The organism is Streptomyces sp. NPDC017991 (assembly GCF_044328075.1).
Taxonomy (GTDB): Bacteria; Actinomycetota; Actinomycetes; order Streptomycetales; family Streptomycetaceae; genus Streptomyces.
The window spans coordinates 879,832-896,375 of sequence record NZ_JBIRGP010000002.1 but is presented as its reverse complement, the minus strand read 5'-3'; the positions used below and the strand labels follow the sequence as shown (position 1 = coordinate 896,375).

General features: G+C 73.3%; 8 protein-coding genes. 2 read left to right on the top strand and 6 right to left on the bottom strand.

Features of this window, described 5'->3' with window-relative positions:
* Nucleotides 1-14: 14 nt before the first annotated feature.
* From ACH4DZ_RS08445 to ACH4DZ_RS08420, 6 genes are all read right to left on the bottom strand, one after another.
* A complete protein-coding gene (locus ACH4DZ_RS08445) occupies nt 15-2,192 on the bottom strand; it encodes a CDP-glycerol glycerophosphotransferase family protein (protein ID WP_398286162.1) in 2,178 nt (725 codons plus the stop codon).
* Nucleotides 2,193-2,468: 276 nt separating this feature from the next.
* The gene (locus tag ACH4DZ_RS08440; RefSeq protein ID WP_398286161.1) at nt 2,469-4,733 is read right to left on the bottom strand and encodes a CDP-glycerol glycerophosphotransferase family protein; all 2,265 of its coding nucleotides are present in this window, start codon (nt 4,731-4,733) and stop codon (nt 2,469-2,471) included.
* A gap of 149 nt (nt 4,734-4,882) precedes the next feature.
* Nucleotides 4,883-5,686 carry a carbohydrate ABC transporter permease gene (locus tag ACH4DZ_RS08435; protein ID WP_398286241.1) on the bottom strand — a complete coding sequence of 268 codons (804 nt, stop codon included), beginning with the start codon at nt 5,684-5,686 and terminating at the stop codon, nt 4,883-4,885.
* Nucleotides 5,687-5,820: 134 nt separating this feature from the next.
* The gene (locus ACH4DZ_RS08430; protein WP_398286160.1) at nt 5,821-7,173 is read right to left on the bottom strand and encodes a carbohydrate ABC transporter permease; all 1,353 of its coding nucleotides are present in this window, start codon (nt 7,171-7,173) and stop codon (nt 5,821-5,823) included.
* A gap of 9 nt (nt 7,174-7,182) precedes the next feature.
* Nucleotides 7,183-8,583, bottom strand: a complete 1,401-nt coding sequence (locus ACH4DZ_RS08425) for an ABC transporter substrate-binding protein (RefSeq protein ID WP_398286159.1) — start codon at nt 8,581-8,583, stop codon at nt 7,183-7,185.
* Between the two features lie 486 nt (nt 8,584-9,069).
* A complete protein-coding gene (locus ACH4DZ_RS08420) occupies nt 9,070-13,002 on the bottom strand; it encodes an FHA domain-containing protein (protein ID WP_398286157.1) in 3,933 nt (1,310 codons plus the stop codon).
* A gap of 425 nt (nt 13,003-13,427) precedes the next feature.
* Between ACH4DZ_RS08420 and ACH4DZ_RS08415 the strand changes: the two genes are divergently transcribed.
* Both ACH4DZ_RS08415 and ACH4DZ_RS08410 read left to right on the top strand, forming a co-directional pair.
* Nucleotides 13,428-15,131 (top strand): protein kinase, encoded by a 1,704-nt coding sequence (locus ACH4DZ_RS08415; protein WP_398286156.1) that lies wholly within the window; start codon nt 13,428-13,430, stop codon nt 15,129-15,131.
* Between the two features lie 148 nt (nt 15,132-15,279).
* Nucleotides 15,280-16,518, top strand: coding sequence for a serine/threonine-protein kinase (locus tag ACH4DZ_RS08410; RefSeq protein ID WP_398286155.1), 1,239 nt, complete (start codon nt 15,280-15,282; stop codon nt 16,516-16,518).
* Nucleotides 16,519-16,544 lie beyond the last annotated feature (26 nt).

Genomic DNA, 16,544 nt, shown 5'->3' with positions numbered 1-16,544 from the left:
CATCGACGCGTCCATCAGTGCGCCGGCGTGCGGGGGCGGGACACGGCGGCGGCCGGTGCGGGCAGGCGCTCCCGCAGGGGGATCGGCGCCGGCAGCTCCTCCTCGGGCTGTCCGAGCAGCACGCGCCGTACGACCCGTTCGGCGGCCTGTCCGTCGTCGAACTCGCAGAACCGCTCACGGAAGGCGGACCGCAGCGCGGCGGACCGCCCGTCCGCCCACCGGCCCGACGTGAGGACCCGGAGCAACTCGTCCTGCGTACGGGCGACGTGGCCCGGCGGTTCGGCGAGCAGGTCGAAGTAGACGCCCCGGGTGTCCCGGTAGACGTCCCAGTCGTCGGCGTACGTGACGATCGGCCGGTCGAGGTTGGCGTAGTCGAACATGATCGACGAGTAGTCCGTGATCAGCGCGTCCGAGGCCAGACAGACCTCCTCGGTGTCCCGCAGGGACGTCACGTCGATCAGCCGGCCGTCCCCCACCGCCTGGCGCAGACCGGCGTCGCCGTCGAGGAAGTAGTGCGCCCGCAGCAGCACCACGAACTCGTCCCCGAGCTCCGCGCAGAACCGAGCCAGGTCGAACTGCGCCGACACGTCCCGCGGATAGTCCCGGTAGGTCGGCGCGTACAGCAGGGCCACCCGGCCCTCGGGGATGCCGAGCCGTTCGCGGATCGCGGCGACCTCGCCCGAGGCCGCCGTGTAGAAGCGGTCGTTGCGCGGATAGCCGTACTCCAGGTGCTCGAAGGCGCTCGGGTAGGCGCCCGACCAGACCTCCGTGGAGTGGGCGTTGGACGACAGGGAGCAGTCCCAGCGGTCGACGCGCCGCATCAGCTTGCCGAAGCTGCCGGTGGCCGCCGCGACGGCCCGGTACTCGATCTGGTCGACGCCCATCCGCTTCAGCGGGGTCCCGTGGTGGGTCTGGACGTGCACGGTGCCCGGGCGCTTGACCACGGCGTGCTCGAAGTTGACGTTGTTGAAGGTGTACTTCGCCCGCGCCATCACCTCCCAGTACCGTCTGCTCCCGATCACCACGCTCTCCACGTCCTCGGGCATGTGCGGCAGTTCCTTCTCCTTCACCAGGAACACCGACCGGATGTGCGGGGCGAGTTCACGTGCCTTTCGGTGGATCGCCGCCGGATTGCAGGCGTAGCCGCGTCCCCAGTAGGCGGCGAAGACGGCGAGGTTCTCGTCCAGCGGCCTGCGGAGGTACCACGCGTACAGGAGCGCGCGGCGCCTGCGCAGCGCCGAGCGGCCCGCGTACGCCCGCGCCCGCGCCGTCAGCCGGCCGAGGGCCGGGAGCGCCAGGAACGCCGTGTACGCGCCCCGCCGGAGCAGCCGGGCCCGCACTGTTCCGGTGCGGTGGCCCGCAGGGCGGTACCGCCGGTGGAGCCTGCCCGCGCGCCGGAAGAAGGCCCGGCCGCAGGGGGCGGTGGCCGCCGTGTCGAGGACCTCGGCGAAGAGCTGGTCGAAGAGCTGCGTGAAGAGGGCGCGCGTCCGGTCCTCGGGGAGCCCTAGGGTGGCGGCCCGGTCCAGCACCAGCTCGACCTGGTCGAGGAGCTCGGCGGCGGGGGGTTCGGCCCGCGTGCCCGCCGCCGTGCCGCCTGCCTGCCTGCGTTCGGGACGCCGTACGCAGACCGTGCGCAGTACGGCGGTCCCGTCGGCCGCGAGCGCCACGAGACCGGAGCAGCCGAGGTCCGTGTACCGGCCCTCGGGGAAGGCGAGCCCGTGCTCGCGGAGGAAGGCGCGGCGGTAGACGGTCGCCCAGACCGGCAGCCGTACGTCGGCGGGGTCCCTGTCCTCGAACAGCTCCGCGACCGGCTCACCCTCCCACCACGGCACGCGCTCGTGGCCCAGGCGAAGCACATCGACCTCGGCCTCGGGCCCGGCCCCGCCGGCCTCCCGCAGCCGCGCGTCGATCCCGGCCAGCGACCCCGGCGTCAGCACGTCACCCGCGTCCAGGAACAGCACGTACGTCCCGGTGGCCGCCCGCAGTCCGGCCTCGCGGGCACCGATGGCCCGGACGAGCCTGGAGTCCCGCTCGGCGTACTCGGCGACGAGCGCGCCCGCGGGCGAGTCCGGGTCCGCGCAGGCCGCGACCAGCTCGAAGTCGGTGAAGGACTGGGCGAGCACCGGATCGAGGGTCGTGGGGAGCCGCCCCGCGACGTCGTGGACGGTGACGATGATGCTGAAGCGGGGCAAGGGGACATCCATGGGTCGGCTCGGATCGGGTCGGCTCGGGTGTATTGCCGGGGAACGGCCAAAGGGGTGACGCGGTTACGCCGGACGCGGCATACGGGGGATGCCGGGGGACGCACGGAGGAGCGGGCCCCCGGCGGGCCGTCCCGCCGTGCGCGCGGGCGGCCGGAGGGCGGTGCCGGGCGCCGGCGGGGCCCTGCCGGCCCGTGCCCGACCGGCTCCGGGGTGGTGGTCCACGCCACCCGGGAGGCCCTGCGGAAGCGCCGGCCGGACCGGGGCTCAGGGTGTGTCGACGACCGGGACAGGGGCTCCGGGCGCCGGGACTGGGGGGAGCGAGGCGGCGGGGGTCCGGGACGCCGCGGACGGCACCGGACGGCGCTCGTCCGGTGGTACCACCGCGGGCAGACCGGCCGTCTCGCCGAGCACGACCCGGCGCACGATCCGCTCGGCGGCCCGCCCGTCGTCGTACGGGCAGAACCGCTCCCGGAAGGCGGCCCGCAGCTGCGCGGAACGCGAACCGCGCCAGTGGCCGGTCGCGAAGATGTCGATCAGCTCGTCCTCGTTGCGGGCGATCGCGCCGGGCGGGAAGGCCCGCAGGTCGAAGTAGGTCCCGCGGGCCGCCTCGTACGCCTCCGAGTCGTTCGAGAGGATCACGATCGGCCGGTCGAGGCCCGCGTAGTCGAACATCAGCGACGAGTAGTCGGTGATCAGCGCGTCCGAGGCGAGGCAGAGCGACTCGATGCTCGGATGGCCGCTCACGTCGATCAGCCGGCCGCCACTACGGGCCAGCGGGGCCCCGTACGAGGGATGGGCGCGGGTCAGCAGGACGAAGCGCGGGCCGAGCCGGCGCAGCACCCGCTCCAGGTCGAGCGCGGTGCGCTGGCTGCGGCGGTAGTCGCGGTGCGTCGGCGCGTACAGGACCGCCACCGTGCCGTCGGGGATGCCGAGCGACTCGCGCAGCCGGGCCACGTCCGCCGAAGTGGCCTTCTGGAAGACGTCGTTACGGGGCTGGCCGTACTCCAGCATCGTGTACGCGGCCGGGAGGACGCGCTCCCAGACGAGTGTGGAGTGGCGGTTGCCCGACAGGCAGTAGTCCCACTGGTCGGCGTCGCGCAGCACCTCGGCGAAGTCGGTGTCCCGCGCCGCCGCCGGGCGGTCCTGGAGGTCCAGGCCCATGTGCTTGAGGGGTGTGCCGGCCTGCGTCTGGATCAGGATCTGGCCGGGCCGCTTGACCAGCCTGCGGTCGAAGCCGGCGTTGCCGACGACGTACTTGGACCGGGCCAGGGCCGTCCAGTACGCGGCGGTACCCGGCGTCAGCCTGCGCGTGCCCGTCGGGACCGTGTGGTGGAAGCCGGGGTCCGCGACCCACGCCGTGCGCATCCCCGGGGCGTGCGTGCGGAACGCGGCCTCCAGCGCCCCCGGGTTGCAGCCGTGGCCGCGCCCCCCGCGGCCCGCGAACACGGCGTGGTCGGCCCGCACGGGCAGCAGGCGCTGAACGCCGTAGTGCAGCCGCAGCGAGGCCGTCCGGACCCCGCGGGCCAGCGCCCTGGCGAGCCGCGCGGCACGTCTCTTCAGCCGCGTCGCCGTCCACAGGGCGCGGTAGGTGCGATGGCTGCCGAGGCGCACGAGGGCGTGCCGCAGCCGGTTGCGGGACGGGACACCCGCATCGTGTACGCGGTAACGGACGTAGTGGGCGCGGGCCCTGCGCAGGAACGCGGCGCGGGAGCCGCGCGGCAGCCGGTCGCGCTTGAGGAACACGGCCGACAGATGGTCGACCATGCGCTGGAACAGGACCGGCCGCCAGCGCGCCAGCTCGGGGTGCGCGTCGAGATGGGCGAAGACCCGGTCGTACTGGTCGAAGATGTCGAAGTGCCTGCCGCTGGTGGTGCCGAGGATGTTCCCCTGCCGCCGCTGCCGGTAGTGGACGCAGACCCGGTCGAGCGTCGCGATGGTCTCGGCGGCCATCAGGACCGGGTACGTCCAGGGCGTGTCCTCGTAGAAGCCGGGCGGGAACGCGAACTGCTCCCGCTCGACGAACTCCCGGCGGTACGCCTTGTTCCACACGACCATGAGGACGTCGAGGAGCCCCGGCCGGTCGTCGAGGCGGAACGGCGCCGGGCCCTCCTCGTGGAGCTGTCCCGCCCGCACGTTGCGGACCGTCTCGCCCGACCAGAAGGTGCGCGCGTAGTCGTAGACGAGGACGTCCGGATCGCCGGTCTCCTTGATGCGGTCGGCGATGTCCCGCAGGGCGTGCGGGGTGAGGGTGTCGTCGCCGTCCAGGAAGACCAGGTAGTCGCCGGTCGCGGCCCGCATACCCGCGTTGCGCGCCCGGCCGAGGCCCACGTTCTCCTTGAGGTGGACGGCCTTCACCCGTGGATCACGGGCCGCGAACTCGTCGGCGATCGCACCGCAGGCATCCGGCGAGCAGTCGTCGACAGCGATCAGCTCCAGGTCGGTGAAGGACTGTTCCAGGACCGATGCCATGCACTCGTGCAGATACGCCTGGACCTGGTACGCGGGGACAATGACACTGAACCGGGGCAAGGGACATCCATGGGTCGGCGCGGCCATATTGCCCGGCAACGTCCGAAGGGGTTACGGGGTTACGCCGAATGCGGCATGTGGGGGACCCCGGGACGGCGTTGAGGGGCGGACCGGCACCGGCCCGCCCCTCAACTCGACTGCTGTGAGGGCTACTTCACCGCCCCTGCCATCACGCCGGACACGAACTGCCGCTGGAACGCGAAGAACACGGCCAGCGGGATCACCATCGAGATGAACGCGCCGGGCGCGAGCGTCTCGATGTTGCCGGAGAACTGCCGGGTCTGCTCGGTCAGCGCGACCGTCAGCGGCCGGGAACCGGAGTCCGAGAAGATCAGCGCCACCAGCATGTCGTTCCACACCCACAGGAACTGGAAGATGCCGAGCGAGGCGATCGCGGGCGCGCCCAGCGGCAGGATCACCGTCGCGAACAGCCGGGTCTCGCCCGCCCCGTCGAGCCGTGCCGCCTCCAGGAGTTCACGGGGGATCTCCGCGAAGAAGTTGCGCAGCAGGAAGATCGCGAACGGCAGGCCGAAGCCCACGTGGAAGAGGACCACGCCGATGACGCTGCCGAAGATCCCCAGGTCGCCGAAGAGGTCGGCCAGCGGGATCAGGGCGATCTGGACGGGCACCACCAGCAGCGCCACCACGGCCACGAACCACCAGTCGCGGCCCTTGAAGTCCATCCAGGCGAAGGCGTATCCGGCCATGGCGCCGATCACGACGACCAGGACGGTGGCCGGCACCGTGATGTACACCGTGTTGAGCAGGGAGTCGGTGATCTCCTCCTTGCCGAGCAGGGTCGAGTAGCTCTCGGTGGTGAGCTGGGACGGCTTGCTGAAGACGTCCCACCAGCCGGAGGCCGCGATGTCGGTCGGGTCCCGGAACGACGAGGCGAGCAGCCCCACCGTCGGCGTCACCCACAGCAGCGCGACCAGGATCAGGAAGACCCGCATCACACCGCCCCCCGCGACGCTCGCCAGCCGGGAGGCCGGCGAACGCTTCGGCGGACCGGAGGCGTCCACGGCCACGGACGGCTGCCCGGGGCCCCCGGAGTCCCCGGGGCCCTTCAGAGGTACGGAGGATGTGGTCACCGTCGACGCTCCTTTCGCAGTCGGCGGATATTGACGATCATCACCGGCATCACGAGCAGCAGCAGGACGATGCCGATCGCGCTGCCGAGCCCCTGGTTGTTGCCGCCGCCGAAGGACGCGTTGACCAGTTGCAGGGCCAGCACGTTGGCCTCGTCCTTGCTGGGCTGCGGGGCGATGATGAAGACCAGGTCGAAGATCTTCATCACGTTGATGATCAGGGTGATCAGGACGACGACGAGGACCGGCGCGAGCAGCGGGACCGTGACCCGGCGGAACACCTGCCACTCGTTGGCCCCGTCGACGCGGGCCGCCTCCAGGAGGTTGCGGTCCACCCCGGCCAGCCCCGCCGCGATGAGCACCATCGCGAAACCCGCCCACATCCAGGCGTACGAGCCGATGATGGCCGGGGTGACCAGACTCGGGCCCAGCCAGTCGACGCCGTTGTAGGGCTCGGCGAAGTTCGAGGACGGCAGCCGCAGTTGCGCGCCCGCGGCGGACGCCGGCAGCGTGAACGTACCGTCGTCGCCGGCCTTCGCCGAGGCCACCACCTTGCCGTCCTTGACCGCCTCGACCTCGATGCCCGGCAGTGCCTTCTCACCGGCGTCGATGGCGCCCTTCGCGCCGCCGCCGCCCAGCTTGAAGTCCAGCCAGACCGTGCCGGACACGCCGTCGCCCGAGGCCTCGGCGGCCTTGGCGTCCCCGGGACTGCCCGGCACCTTGTTCGGGGCGATGCCGACCAGCGGGATCAGGGCCGGGGAGCCCGCGTCCACCGTGCCCGCGGAGGTGAACGCGCCCCCGCCGGACGCCTTGAGGTCGCTCTCGGTGGACGGGCGCGCCTTCGGATAGACCGACGACTCGGCGAACGTGTCGTGCACGCCCACCACCACGGCGTTCGCGACGCCCTGGTCGGGGTCCGCCTCGTACACGAGCCGGAAGATGATGCCCGCGGCGAGCATGGAGATCGCCATCGGCATGAAGATGACGAGCTTGAACGCCGTCGACCAGCGCACCCGCTCCGTCAGCACGGCGAAGATCAGACCGAGCGCGGTGACCAGCGCCGGGGCGACCGCGACCCAGATCGCGGTGTTCTTGACCGCGGTGAAGGTGGCGTCGTCGCTGAACAGGTCCCCGTAGTTCCCGAGACCCACGAAGCCGGAACCGTCGGCGTCGTACAGACTGCGCCAGACCGAGTACCCGATGGGGTAGACCACGAGCGCGCCGAGCAGCACGATCGCCGGCAGCAGGAACAGCCCCGCCACCCACCACCGCGTACCGATCACACTCTTGCGTTTGCCGACGGGAGGCACCGGGTTCGCCGGGCCCCCCGCCGTCGCGACCTGCGACGACATCGGTGGCCGTCAGCCCTTGTACGCCTTGGCGGCGGACGTCTCCAGCTGCTGCTGAGCGGCCTCGACGTCCGAAGGGGTCTTCAGGAAGTCCTGCAGCGCCTTCCACTCGCCGGTGCCCTCGGTACCGCCGAAGGCGGCCGGGGCCTGGTCGGACATGTCGAAGCGGAACGAGTCGCCCGCCTTCAGCAGGGCCGTGCCGATGTCCCGCGCCACGTCGTCCTTGTACTTGTCCGCGTTCATCTCCTTGTTGGGGGAGATGAAGCCGCCCTGCGCCGCCCAGATCTCGGCCGCGTCGGTCGACGCCAGGAAGGTCAGCAGGGCCTGCGAGCCCTTGTCGTCCTTCAGCGCCACCGCCACGTCACCGCCGCTGACCACCGGCGACCGGTCGCCGACCGCCGGGAACGGGAACACCTTGGCGTCCGTGCCGACCTTGGCCTTCGTGTCGGCGTTGATGTTCGCCGCGACGAAGTCGCCCTCGAAGACCATCCCCGCCGGGGTGTCACCGGAGAAGGTGTTCGTCACCGACTTCGGGAACTCGGTGCGCAGCGCGCCGGAGTTGCCGCCCGCGATCAGGTCGTTCTTGCCCCACAGCTGGGCCAGCGTGGTCAGGGCCTCCTTCACGGAGGGATCCGTCCACTTGATCTCGTGCTTGGCCAGCTGGTCGTACTTCTCGGGGCCCGCCTGCGAGAGATAGACGTTCTCGAACCAGTCGGTGAGCGTCCAGCCGTCCTGCCCGCCGATGGACACCGCGGGCGAACCCGCGTCCGACAGGGTCTGCGCGGTCTGTACGAACTCGTCCCAGGTCTTCGGCTCCGCCGTGATGCCCGCCGCCTCGAACGCCGCCGTGTTGTACCAGACCAGCGACTTGTTGGCGGCCTTCGCGTAGACGCCGTACTGCTTGCCCTCGAAGGCGCCCAGGTCCTGCCATCCCTTGGAGAAGTTCTTGTCGAGCTGCGCCTTGGCCTCGGCGCCCATCGGCTTGACCCAGCCCTTCTCGGCGAACTGGTGGAGCACACCGACCTGCGGCAGGAACGCCACGCTCGGCGGCTTGCCGCCCTCGATCTTCGTGCCGAGGAACGTGGAGGTGTTGTTGCCGGTCGGTACGTAACTGACCTCGGCGCCCGTCCGCTTCTCGAACTCGTCCAGGACCGCGGTGAAGTTGTCCTGCTCGGGCCCGGTCCACACGGCCGCGACCTCAAGCTTCTGGCCGTCGAGCTTGGGGAGTTGCACGCTGGAGGCGGCGCCGGTCCCGGTGTCGCCGCCGTCGCCGTCCTTGTCGTCGTCACCGCCGCATGCCGTGAGCGTGAGTGCCATCGCCCCCGCGACGACGGCGGCTGCGGCTTTCGCGGCTCCGCTTCTCCTGTGCGACCTGTTGATCCGAAGAGTGCTGCTGCGAGTGCTGCTGCGCATGGTGTGCCCCGTTCTCCGTCGAACGTCCGAGGTCCTGTCGTCGGATCCCCGTCGTCCGCCCGGGGTGAGGGTGGGCCGGGCGGCAGGCGGGGATCGACGGCAGGGGCTGGCGCTGTCCCGTGCGCTCTTGGTCTACGCCCGTCCGCTCGACGTCGGCAAGGGCGCCTGCGCTGTCAAGGGGGTGATCGTGACCGCGTCGTGACGTGGGCGGTTGGGCGCGGGCCGACCCCCACGACGGGGCTCCGCCCCGGACCCGGCGGGGTACGTCTTCGGGTGCGGGCCCGGTGGGGGCCGGTCGCGCAGTTCCCCGCGCCCCTGGTGCGGTGGGGTGTGTTGTCGGGTGCGGGTTCGGTGGGGGTTGCTCGCGCAGTTCCTCGCGCCCCTGATGGGCGGGGCTGCGCCCCTGGGTTTTTTTAGCCCGTCCGGCGTTTGAGGACGAGCGTGTTCAGCGCGATGGGGGGTCCGGGGGCGCAGCCCCCGGGGTGGTTACAGGAGGGAGGGGACCTCGGCTGCCGAGACCGAGCGGGCCGCTCGATCCAGGGCGCTGGCCAGCAGCGCCAGATCCGTCGGCCCGTTGCCAAGTTCCCGCACGGGCCGCCGCGCAGGCGGATCCCCCATCCGCGCCCACTCCAGCGGCACGACCGTGGGCCGGAGCGTCGCCGTACGGGGGATGCGCCCCGTGACCCGCCCGCCCTGGAACGGCACGGACCGCCCACCGGGCCCCGCCCCACCGACCCGGCCCCGCCCCGGCGACGGCTCCTCCGCCCCCACCCCGGGCGCTTCGAGCACGACCCGCAGCCCGGCCCGCCGGGCCAGCTCCGTCTCGTCCGTACGGACCCCGCCACCGGTGGCCGCCACCAGATGCACCCCGAGCCGCTCACCGTCCCGCGCGACCCCTTCCAGGGCCCGTACGACGGACCCGGCCGCCGGACGCCCGGGGGAGCCCAGCGCGGGGGACAGCAGCGCGTCCAGGTCGTCGACGACCACGACGAGCCGGGGCAGCGGCGGCCCCGCGTCCGGACGGGGCCGGGCCGCGGCGGGACGCAGCCGCAGCGTCGAACTGGACGTCGTGTCGATGTCTCCCGCACCGGCAGCACCAGCAGCACCGGACACGGAACCCGCCGACCGTTGCGCGACGACCCGGCGGGGCCCCTCCCGGCCGGCGTGCCACTCCGTGAAGTCGAGGCGCCCGAGCAGCTCGGCCCGTCGCTTCAGCTCGGCGGACAGGGACTGCGCGAACTCCCGCATGCGTACGGGATCGTGCGCGCCCAGATGCGTCGTGACGTGCGGCAGGTCCGTACAGACCTGCAGCCCGTCCCCGCGCGCCGCCGCACCACCGCTGCCCGTGCCGTCCCGCCCGTCGACCAGCACGATCCCGAGCCGGTCGGGCCGCTCCGCGGCGGCGAGCGACGCGGCGACCGAACGCAGCAGCTCCGTACGCCCGCTGCCCGGGGGGCCCTCGATCAGCAGGTGCGGGCCCTCGCCGACGAGATCCACGCCGACGGGGCCGCGCGGTCCGGCGCCGAGCACGGCCGTGGCCCGGCCCCCGAACGCCTCCGGGTCGTCGGCCGCGTCCGCCCAACGCGCCATCAGGGACGCCGGGGTCGCCCGCGCCAGACCCAACTCGTCCAGCAGCCGCGCGGCTTGCGGCAGGGGCGCGGACACGCGGGTGTGCCGCTCACCGGCCCCGCCCTCCGCGCGCAACGGCGCCAGGGCCCGTGCGAAGCGCTCTGCCCACGCCATGGAGACGGCGTCCACCGTGGCGACCGTGCCATGTCCGACGGGCCCACCCGAAGAACCCGAAGAACCAGAAGAAACCGAAGAACCAGACGAACCAGAAAGGCCGGAAGAGCCAGCAGAACCAGAAGAATCCGTGGGGCCCGACGAGCCGTGGGCCTGTGTCGCGGGCGCCACGCGCAGCAGCCGCAGGGCCGTCGCCACATCGCCGCTGAGCAGCGCGACAGCCCCGCACTCGCGGAACGCCGGCGACACCGCACAGGCCGCCTCGTACGTGTCGCTCACGGGCGAGGAGGGCGACGCGGCCGGTGTCTCGGCGAGGCAGATGACATGGATGCCGACCTGGGGGCCCTCGGCCGCGAGTCGCGACACGGCTTCCCGTACACCGGCCGACCCGGGGTCCCCGTCCACCACGACGACGGTGTGGGGACCGGACCACCCGGTCTCCGCAGGGTCGTCCGACCGGGCCCATGAAGGCCGCCCGGCCCTGCCCCGCGCCTCACCGGCCTGGATGCCGCTGCGGGGGAGTCCGAGGTGGGTGATGTTGGCGTCGCGGCCGAGGGGACGGCTCCCGGGGGCGGGTGCGCCGGACGCGTCCTGGAGGGGTGCCGCCCCGGCGTCCGCAGGGTTCCTGGGGCGTGGCGCGAAGGCCCCGCTGTCGTCCGGCGAGCCCGAGCCGACGCGGGGACCGTGGCCCCGCTCGGCGGCCCGCCCCGTCTCCGTCAGATGGTCCTCCAGGCGCCGGATCAGCTCCTCCGTGCGCGCCGTCGCCTGTTCGCGGTCGTAGGCGAGCAGCAGGCGGCAGTCCTGGCCGTGGGTGGGGCGCACGTGGGGCAGCCAGCCGAGCCACGACCACTCGGCGATGCGCTCCTCAAGGGAGCGCGAGCGGTCGGTGCTGAGGAGGGTGATCTCCAGCGAGTCGGGGGAGTGCAGCGCGGCCAGCTGGGCCACCACCGCGCGCGAGAGCCCCGAGAGCCGCTCGCGCGGTCCGGCCAGACCCAGCGCCCCGACCTCCCGCAGCCCGGCGGTCACCGGGACCGCGGACAGCAGTCCGGAGCCGTCGGGCGTGCTCCGGTCCGCCGTACCCAGCCGGACCGTGAGGGTTTCCTGGTGTCCCGGTTCGCGCTCCCACAGCCGCGGTCCCGGTCCCAGCGCCGCCAACAGCAGTGCGGCCGGATCGGGCCACCGCTCGGGCGCGGGCACGCCCAGGGCGACGGGCTCGGCGAACGGCGCCTCGTACGAGTCGTACGGGTCGTACTCGGCTTCGTCGCCGTACTGGTCCTCGCTCCGGGACCCCGCCAGCCGGCGGGCCCACGCGGAGAGGCCGCGCTTGCGCGCGTTGCGCGGCACGGATGTCCCCCGGAGGGGAGTGCCCTTCCGCTTGCCCTCACCCGGTCCCTGGACGTCGGGTCCCGGATCCTCCTCGTACGGCTCCCCGGAGTCCCCGTACTCGACCCGGTCCCCGGTGTCCCCGTACTCGATCCGGGGCGCCCCGCCCTGGCCCGGCACCACATGCGGTCCCGCCGGCAGGTGCTCCTGGGTGCCCGGGACCCCGCCCCCGGCGGCGCCCCACCCGGCCGTGCCGTAACCGTGACCGGTCTCGGCGGTCGGTGGCGCGACGCCGGAGCGGGAACCGCCGGTGCTCCGGGCGTCCCCGGAGTCCTCGTCCCGCGCACGCGGCACCCGCGCGCCTCCGGTGCCCGAGTCGGACCGGGACGCGGACCGGGAAGCGGACCGGGACGAAGCTCCGGATCCGGCCTCCGCGGTCTCACCGGAAATGGCCGGATTCCGCCCCTGCTCAGGTCGCCGGCCCCGGCCCAGGCCCTGATCCTGTCCGTGCCCCTGGCTGTCGCCCGGGTTCGTCCCCTCGCCCCGTATCCGCCCCTGCGCCTGCCCGTGCGCCTGCGCCTGCCTCTGTCCGTGTCCTGCCCCGGAACGACCTGAAACCGTCGAGCGTCCGGCTCCCCCGGAAGCGCCCGACGACTGCCCCGACTGCCCAGTCCGCCCCGGCCCCGACTGCCCCCGGCCAGGGGCCCCGGCCGCCGTCGGCACCACCCGTACATGCCCCTCGCCGTCCGGGGCGGTCTCCAGGATGTCGGCCGGCTCGCCCGCCGGGGCCAGCAGCAGGGCCGACTCGCCCACCCGCAGCAGCGCGCCCGGTGGGAAGGGCACCGGGCGCTCGCCCACGCGCCTGCCGTCCAGCACCGTGCCGTTCGTGGAGCCCAGGTCCGCCACGGAGACATGGCCGTCCGCCGCGACCGTCACGGCGCAGTGCAGACGGGAGACGTCCGGGTCGTCCAGCGGTACGTCGGCGTCGGCGGAACGGCCGATGTCGATCCGGCCGCCGTGCAGCAGATGGACGCCCCCGGCGTCGGGCCCGGCGACCACGCGCAGCTGTGCCGCCGCGGGATCGACATCGGGGCCGGGCTGCGCGGGGGACCCCAGGGACAGCACGGCGCCGTCCATCAGGGGAGGCTCACCCAGCGTGCAGCGCTGTGCGTCGAGCCGCTCCGCCTCCGCGTACAGCACCCCGGGGCCCTCGCCCCCGACCGCCGAGGCGAGGCCGGAGGCCACCGCCGCGAGTGCGGTCCCGGCGGGTGCTGTGACCAGCACGTCGCAGGACGCGGGGCGTCCGTCGGGGCGCGTCCCCAGCGGGTCTACGACGGTCAGCCGGATCTGCATCGCCGTCAGCGGTCCCTTCTGTCGCGGGCGCCCGCGACGGGGCTCTCCCGCGGTCCCCACCGCAGATTCCCCCACCGCGCACGGGCACGTCGGCCAGTACGGAAAGCATCCTCGCACTTGATACTGACAACACGCCCGCACTCCGCAAGCAAGTGATCTTGATTGGTCGGCTCTGCCCGCAAAAGTGCCTGACCAATGCCCGGTTGAGACCGGTCACGTCAAGATCCGGCAACCAAAGCACCCGAAGCGAGCGTCTTTTCATCGAACGGATACGGGAAAGCCCCACGTAATGCATGGGTGGGCGGGACTGAGAAAACCGCAGTGCGACGACAACCCGGAGCCGTGTTCGGCGGCATTACAGTGGGTCGGAACCACCCGTAGCGCGGTGGACGGACCAGCCAAGCAAGCAGCAGGGAGCGCATGACGTGCGGCCGGTAGGCAGCAAGTACCTCCTGGAGGAACCGCTCGGGCGCGGAGCCACGGGCACCGTGTGGCGGGCCAGCCAGCGCGAGACCGCGGGCGCCGAGGCGGCCGTGGCCGGCCAGCCCGGCGAGACCGTGGCGATCAAGGTCCTCAAGGAGGAGCTCGCCAGCGACGCGGACATCGTGATGCGGTTCCTGCGGGAGCGCTCCGTGCTGCTCCGCCTGACCCACCCGAACATCGTGCGCGTACGGGACCTCGTGGTCGAGGGTGATCTGCTGGCGCTGGTCATGGACCTGATCGACGGTCCCGACCTGCACCGCTATCTGCGCGAGAACGGCCCGCTCTCACCGGTCGCCGCGGCCCTCCTCACCGCCCAGGTCGCCGACGCGCTCGCCGCCAGCCATGCCGACGGTGTCGTGCACCGCGACCTGAAACCGGCGAACGTGCTGCTCCAGCAGCTCAACGGCCAGATGCACCCGATGCTGACGGACTTCGGCATCGCCCGCCTCGCCGACTCCCCGGGGCTGACCCGCACCCACGAGTTCGTCGGCACGCCCGCGTACGTGGCGCCCGAGTCGGCCGAGGGCCGCCCGCAGACCTCCGCCGTCGACGTCTACGGCGCCGGGATCATGCTGTACGAGCTGGTCACCGGCCGGCCGCCGTTCGGTGGCGGATCGGCTCTTGAGGTCCTCCACCAGCACCTGAGCGCCGAGCCCCGCAGGCCCTCCACGGTCCCCGACCCGCTGTGGACCGTCATCGAGCGCTGCCTGCGCAAGAACCCCGACGAACGGCCCAGCGCCGAGAACCTCGCCCGCGGTCTGCGTACGGTCGCCGAGGGCATCGGGGTGCACGCGAACTCCGCGCAGATCGCCGCCGCCGAGGCCGTGGGCGTACTCCTCGTCCCGGACCCGGCGCCCGCCGCCGTACCGGGCGAGTTCGGCGCCGCCGACCCGACCCAGGTGCTCCCGCAGGGCGCCGGCTCGTACGACCCGAACGGCGCGACCAGCGTCCTGCCGCACACCGGCGCCGGCGCGGCCGACCCCACCGCCGTGCTGCCCCACCGCGGCGCGGCCGACCCGACTGCCGTGATGCCGCCGGTACCGCCGAACCAGCCCGGGGCGGGCCCCGAGGACCCGCACCCCTGGCAGAACCAGCTGCGCGCGGCCCGCGACCGCAACGAGGCGACGCAGGTGCAGTCGTACCTCGACCCGAACGAGGACCCGCTGCGCCGCCGCCCGCAGCGGCAGGTCTCCCGGCCGCCCCAGCAGCAGCCGCAGCAGCCGCCCGCCCAGCAGCCGCAGCCGCGCGGACAGCGCAGGCAGCGCTCCCCGCAGCCGCCGCCGCAGAACCAGCAGGGATACGGCTACCCCCAGCAGGGCCAGCAGCCGCAGGGTTACGCCCCGCAGCAGCAGGCCCCCCAGCCCCAGCGGTACTCCCCGCCGCAGCAGCCCCAGCAGCCCGCGCCGCGGCCACCGCGCGAGCCCCGGCAGCGCAGCGCCAACCCGATGAAGATCCCCGGACTCGGCTGCCTCAAGGGGTGCCTGTTCACGATCGTCATCCTGTTCGCGGCCGGGTGGGCGATCTGGGAGTTCAGCCCGCTGCAGGACTGGATCGGCACGTCCAAGGGGTACTGGGAGCAGCTGTCGGACTGGTTCAGCACGGTCTCCGGATGGGTCGAGAAGATCGGCGGAGGATCCACCAACTAGGCATCCCCGGAATCACCTGGGAATCCCCGGAATCGCATCGCGGTTCTGGGGATTTGTCGACACCTGGGGGGTGATTTCCGCCGCCGAAGTGAAGGTTGGTGCTCCGGGCGCGTAGTTTTGTCGCCAACACGCGCCCGTAGGAGCAGTCTTGGTACGGAAGATCGGCAGCCGGTACACCGCGCACCAGATCCTGGGACGGGGCAGCGCCGGAACGGTGTGGCTGGGTGAGGGGCCCGAGGGGCCCGTCGCCATCAAGCTGCTGCGCGAGGACCTGGCGTCCGACCAGGAGCTGGTGGGACGGTTCGTGCAGGAGAGGACGGCCCTGCTGGGCCTCGACCATCCGCACGTCGTCTCCGTGCGGGACCTGGTCGTCGACGGCACCGACCTCGCCCTGGTCATGGACCTCGTCCGCGGCACGGACCTGCGGACCCGGCTCGACCGGGAGCGGCGCCTCGCGCCCGAGGCGGCCGTCGCGATCGTGGCGGACGTCGCCGACGGGCTGGCCGCGGCGCACGCGGCGGGAGTCGTGCACCGGGACGTGAAGCCCGAGAACGTGCTGCTCGACATGCAGGGGTCGCTCGGACCCGGCGGTTCGCACCCCGCGCTGCTCACGGACTTCGGGGTCGCCAAACTCATCGACTCACCGCGGCGCACCCGCGCCACGAAGATCATCGGTACGCCGGACTACCTGGCGCCGGAGATCATCGAGGGGCTGCCGCCGCGGGCGGCCGTCGACATCTACGCGCTGGCGACCGTGCTGTACGAGCTGCTCGCCGGGTTCACACCCTTCGGCGGCGGGCATCCGGGGGCGGTGCTGCGGCGGCACGTCACCGAGACCGTCGTCCCGCTGCCCGGGATCCCCGAGGAGCTGTGGCAGCTGCTCGTGCAGTGTCTGGCGAAGGCGCCGGCCTCGCGGCTGCGGGCGTCCGAGCTGGGGGAGCGGCTGCGGGAGCAGCTGCCCCTGCTCGCCGGGATGCCGCCGCTGGACGTCGACGAGCCCGACGGGGAGGCCGAGGGTCCCTACGAGGACGCGGCGCCCGCCGAGCCGGAGGTTCCGCGGGAGCGGGTGCGGCGCGGAGCCGTTCCGCTGGTGCCGGGGGCCAAGCCGGACTCGAACCGGGACACGCACACGTCCATGCGGGTGCCGGGGCCGGACGAGCTGGCGGGGGGCGCGCTGGGTACCGCGCGGGCGCCTCGGGCGGCGGGGGCGCCGCGGCCCGGGTCCGCGCGGCATCGCGCCTCCGCGCGGCGGCGCCGGATCACGCTCGGGGTGGCGGGGGTGGCGCTCGTCGCCGCCATAGGGGGTGGCGCGTGGCTGGCCGCGTCGGGGGACGACGCGGACGGGTCCCCCTCCGACACGGAGAGCTCCGCACCGGCCTCCCCGTGACCGGAGGGGGTTCCCGCCACTGCACG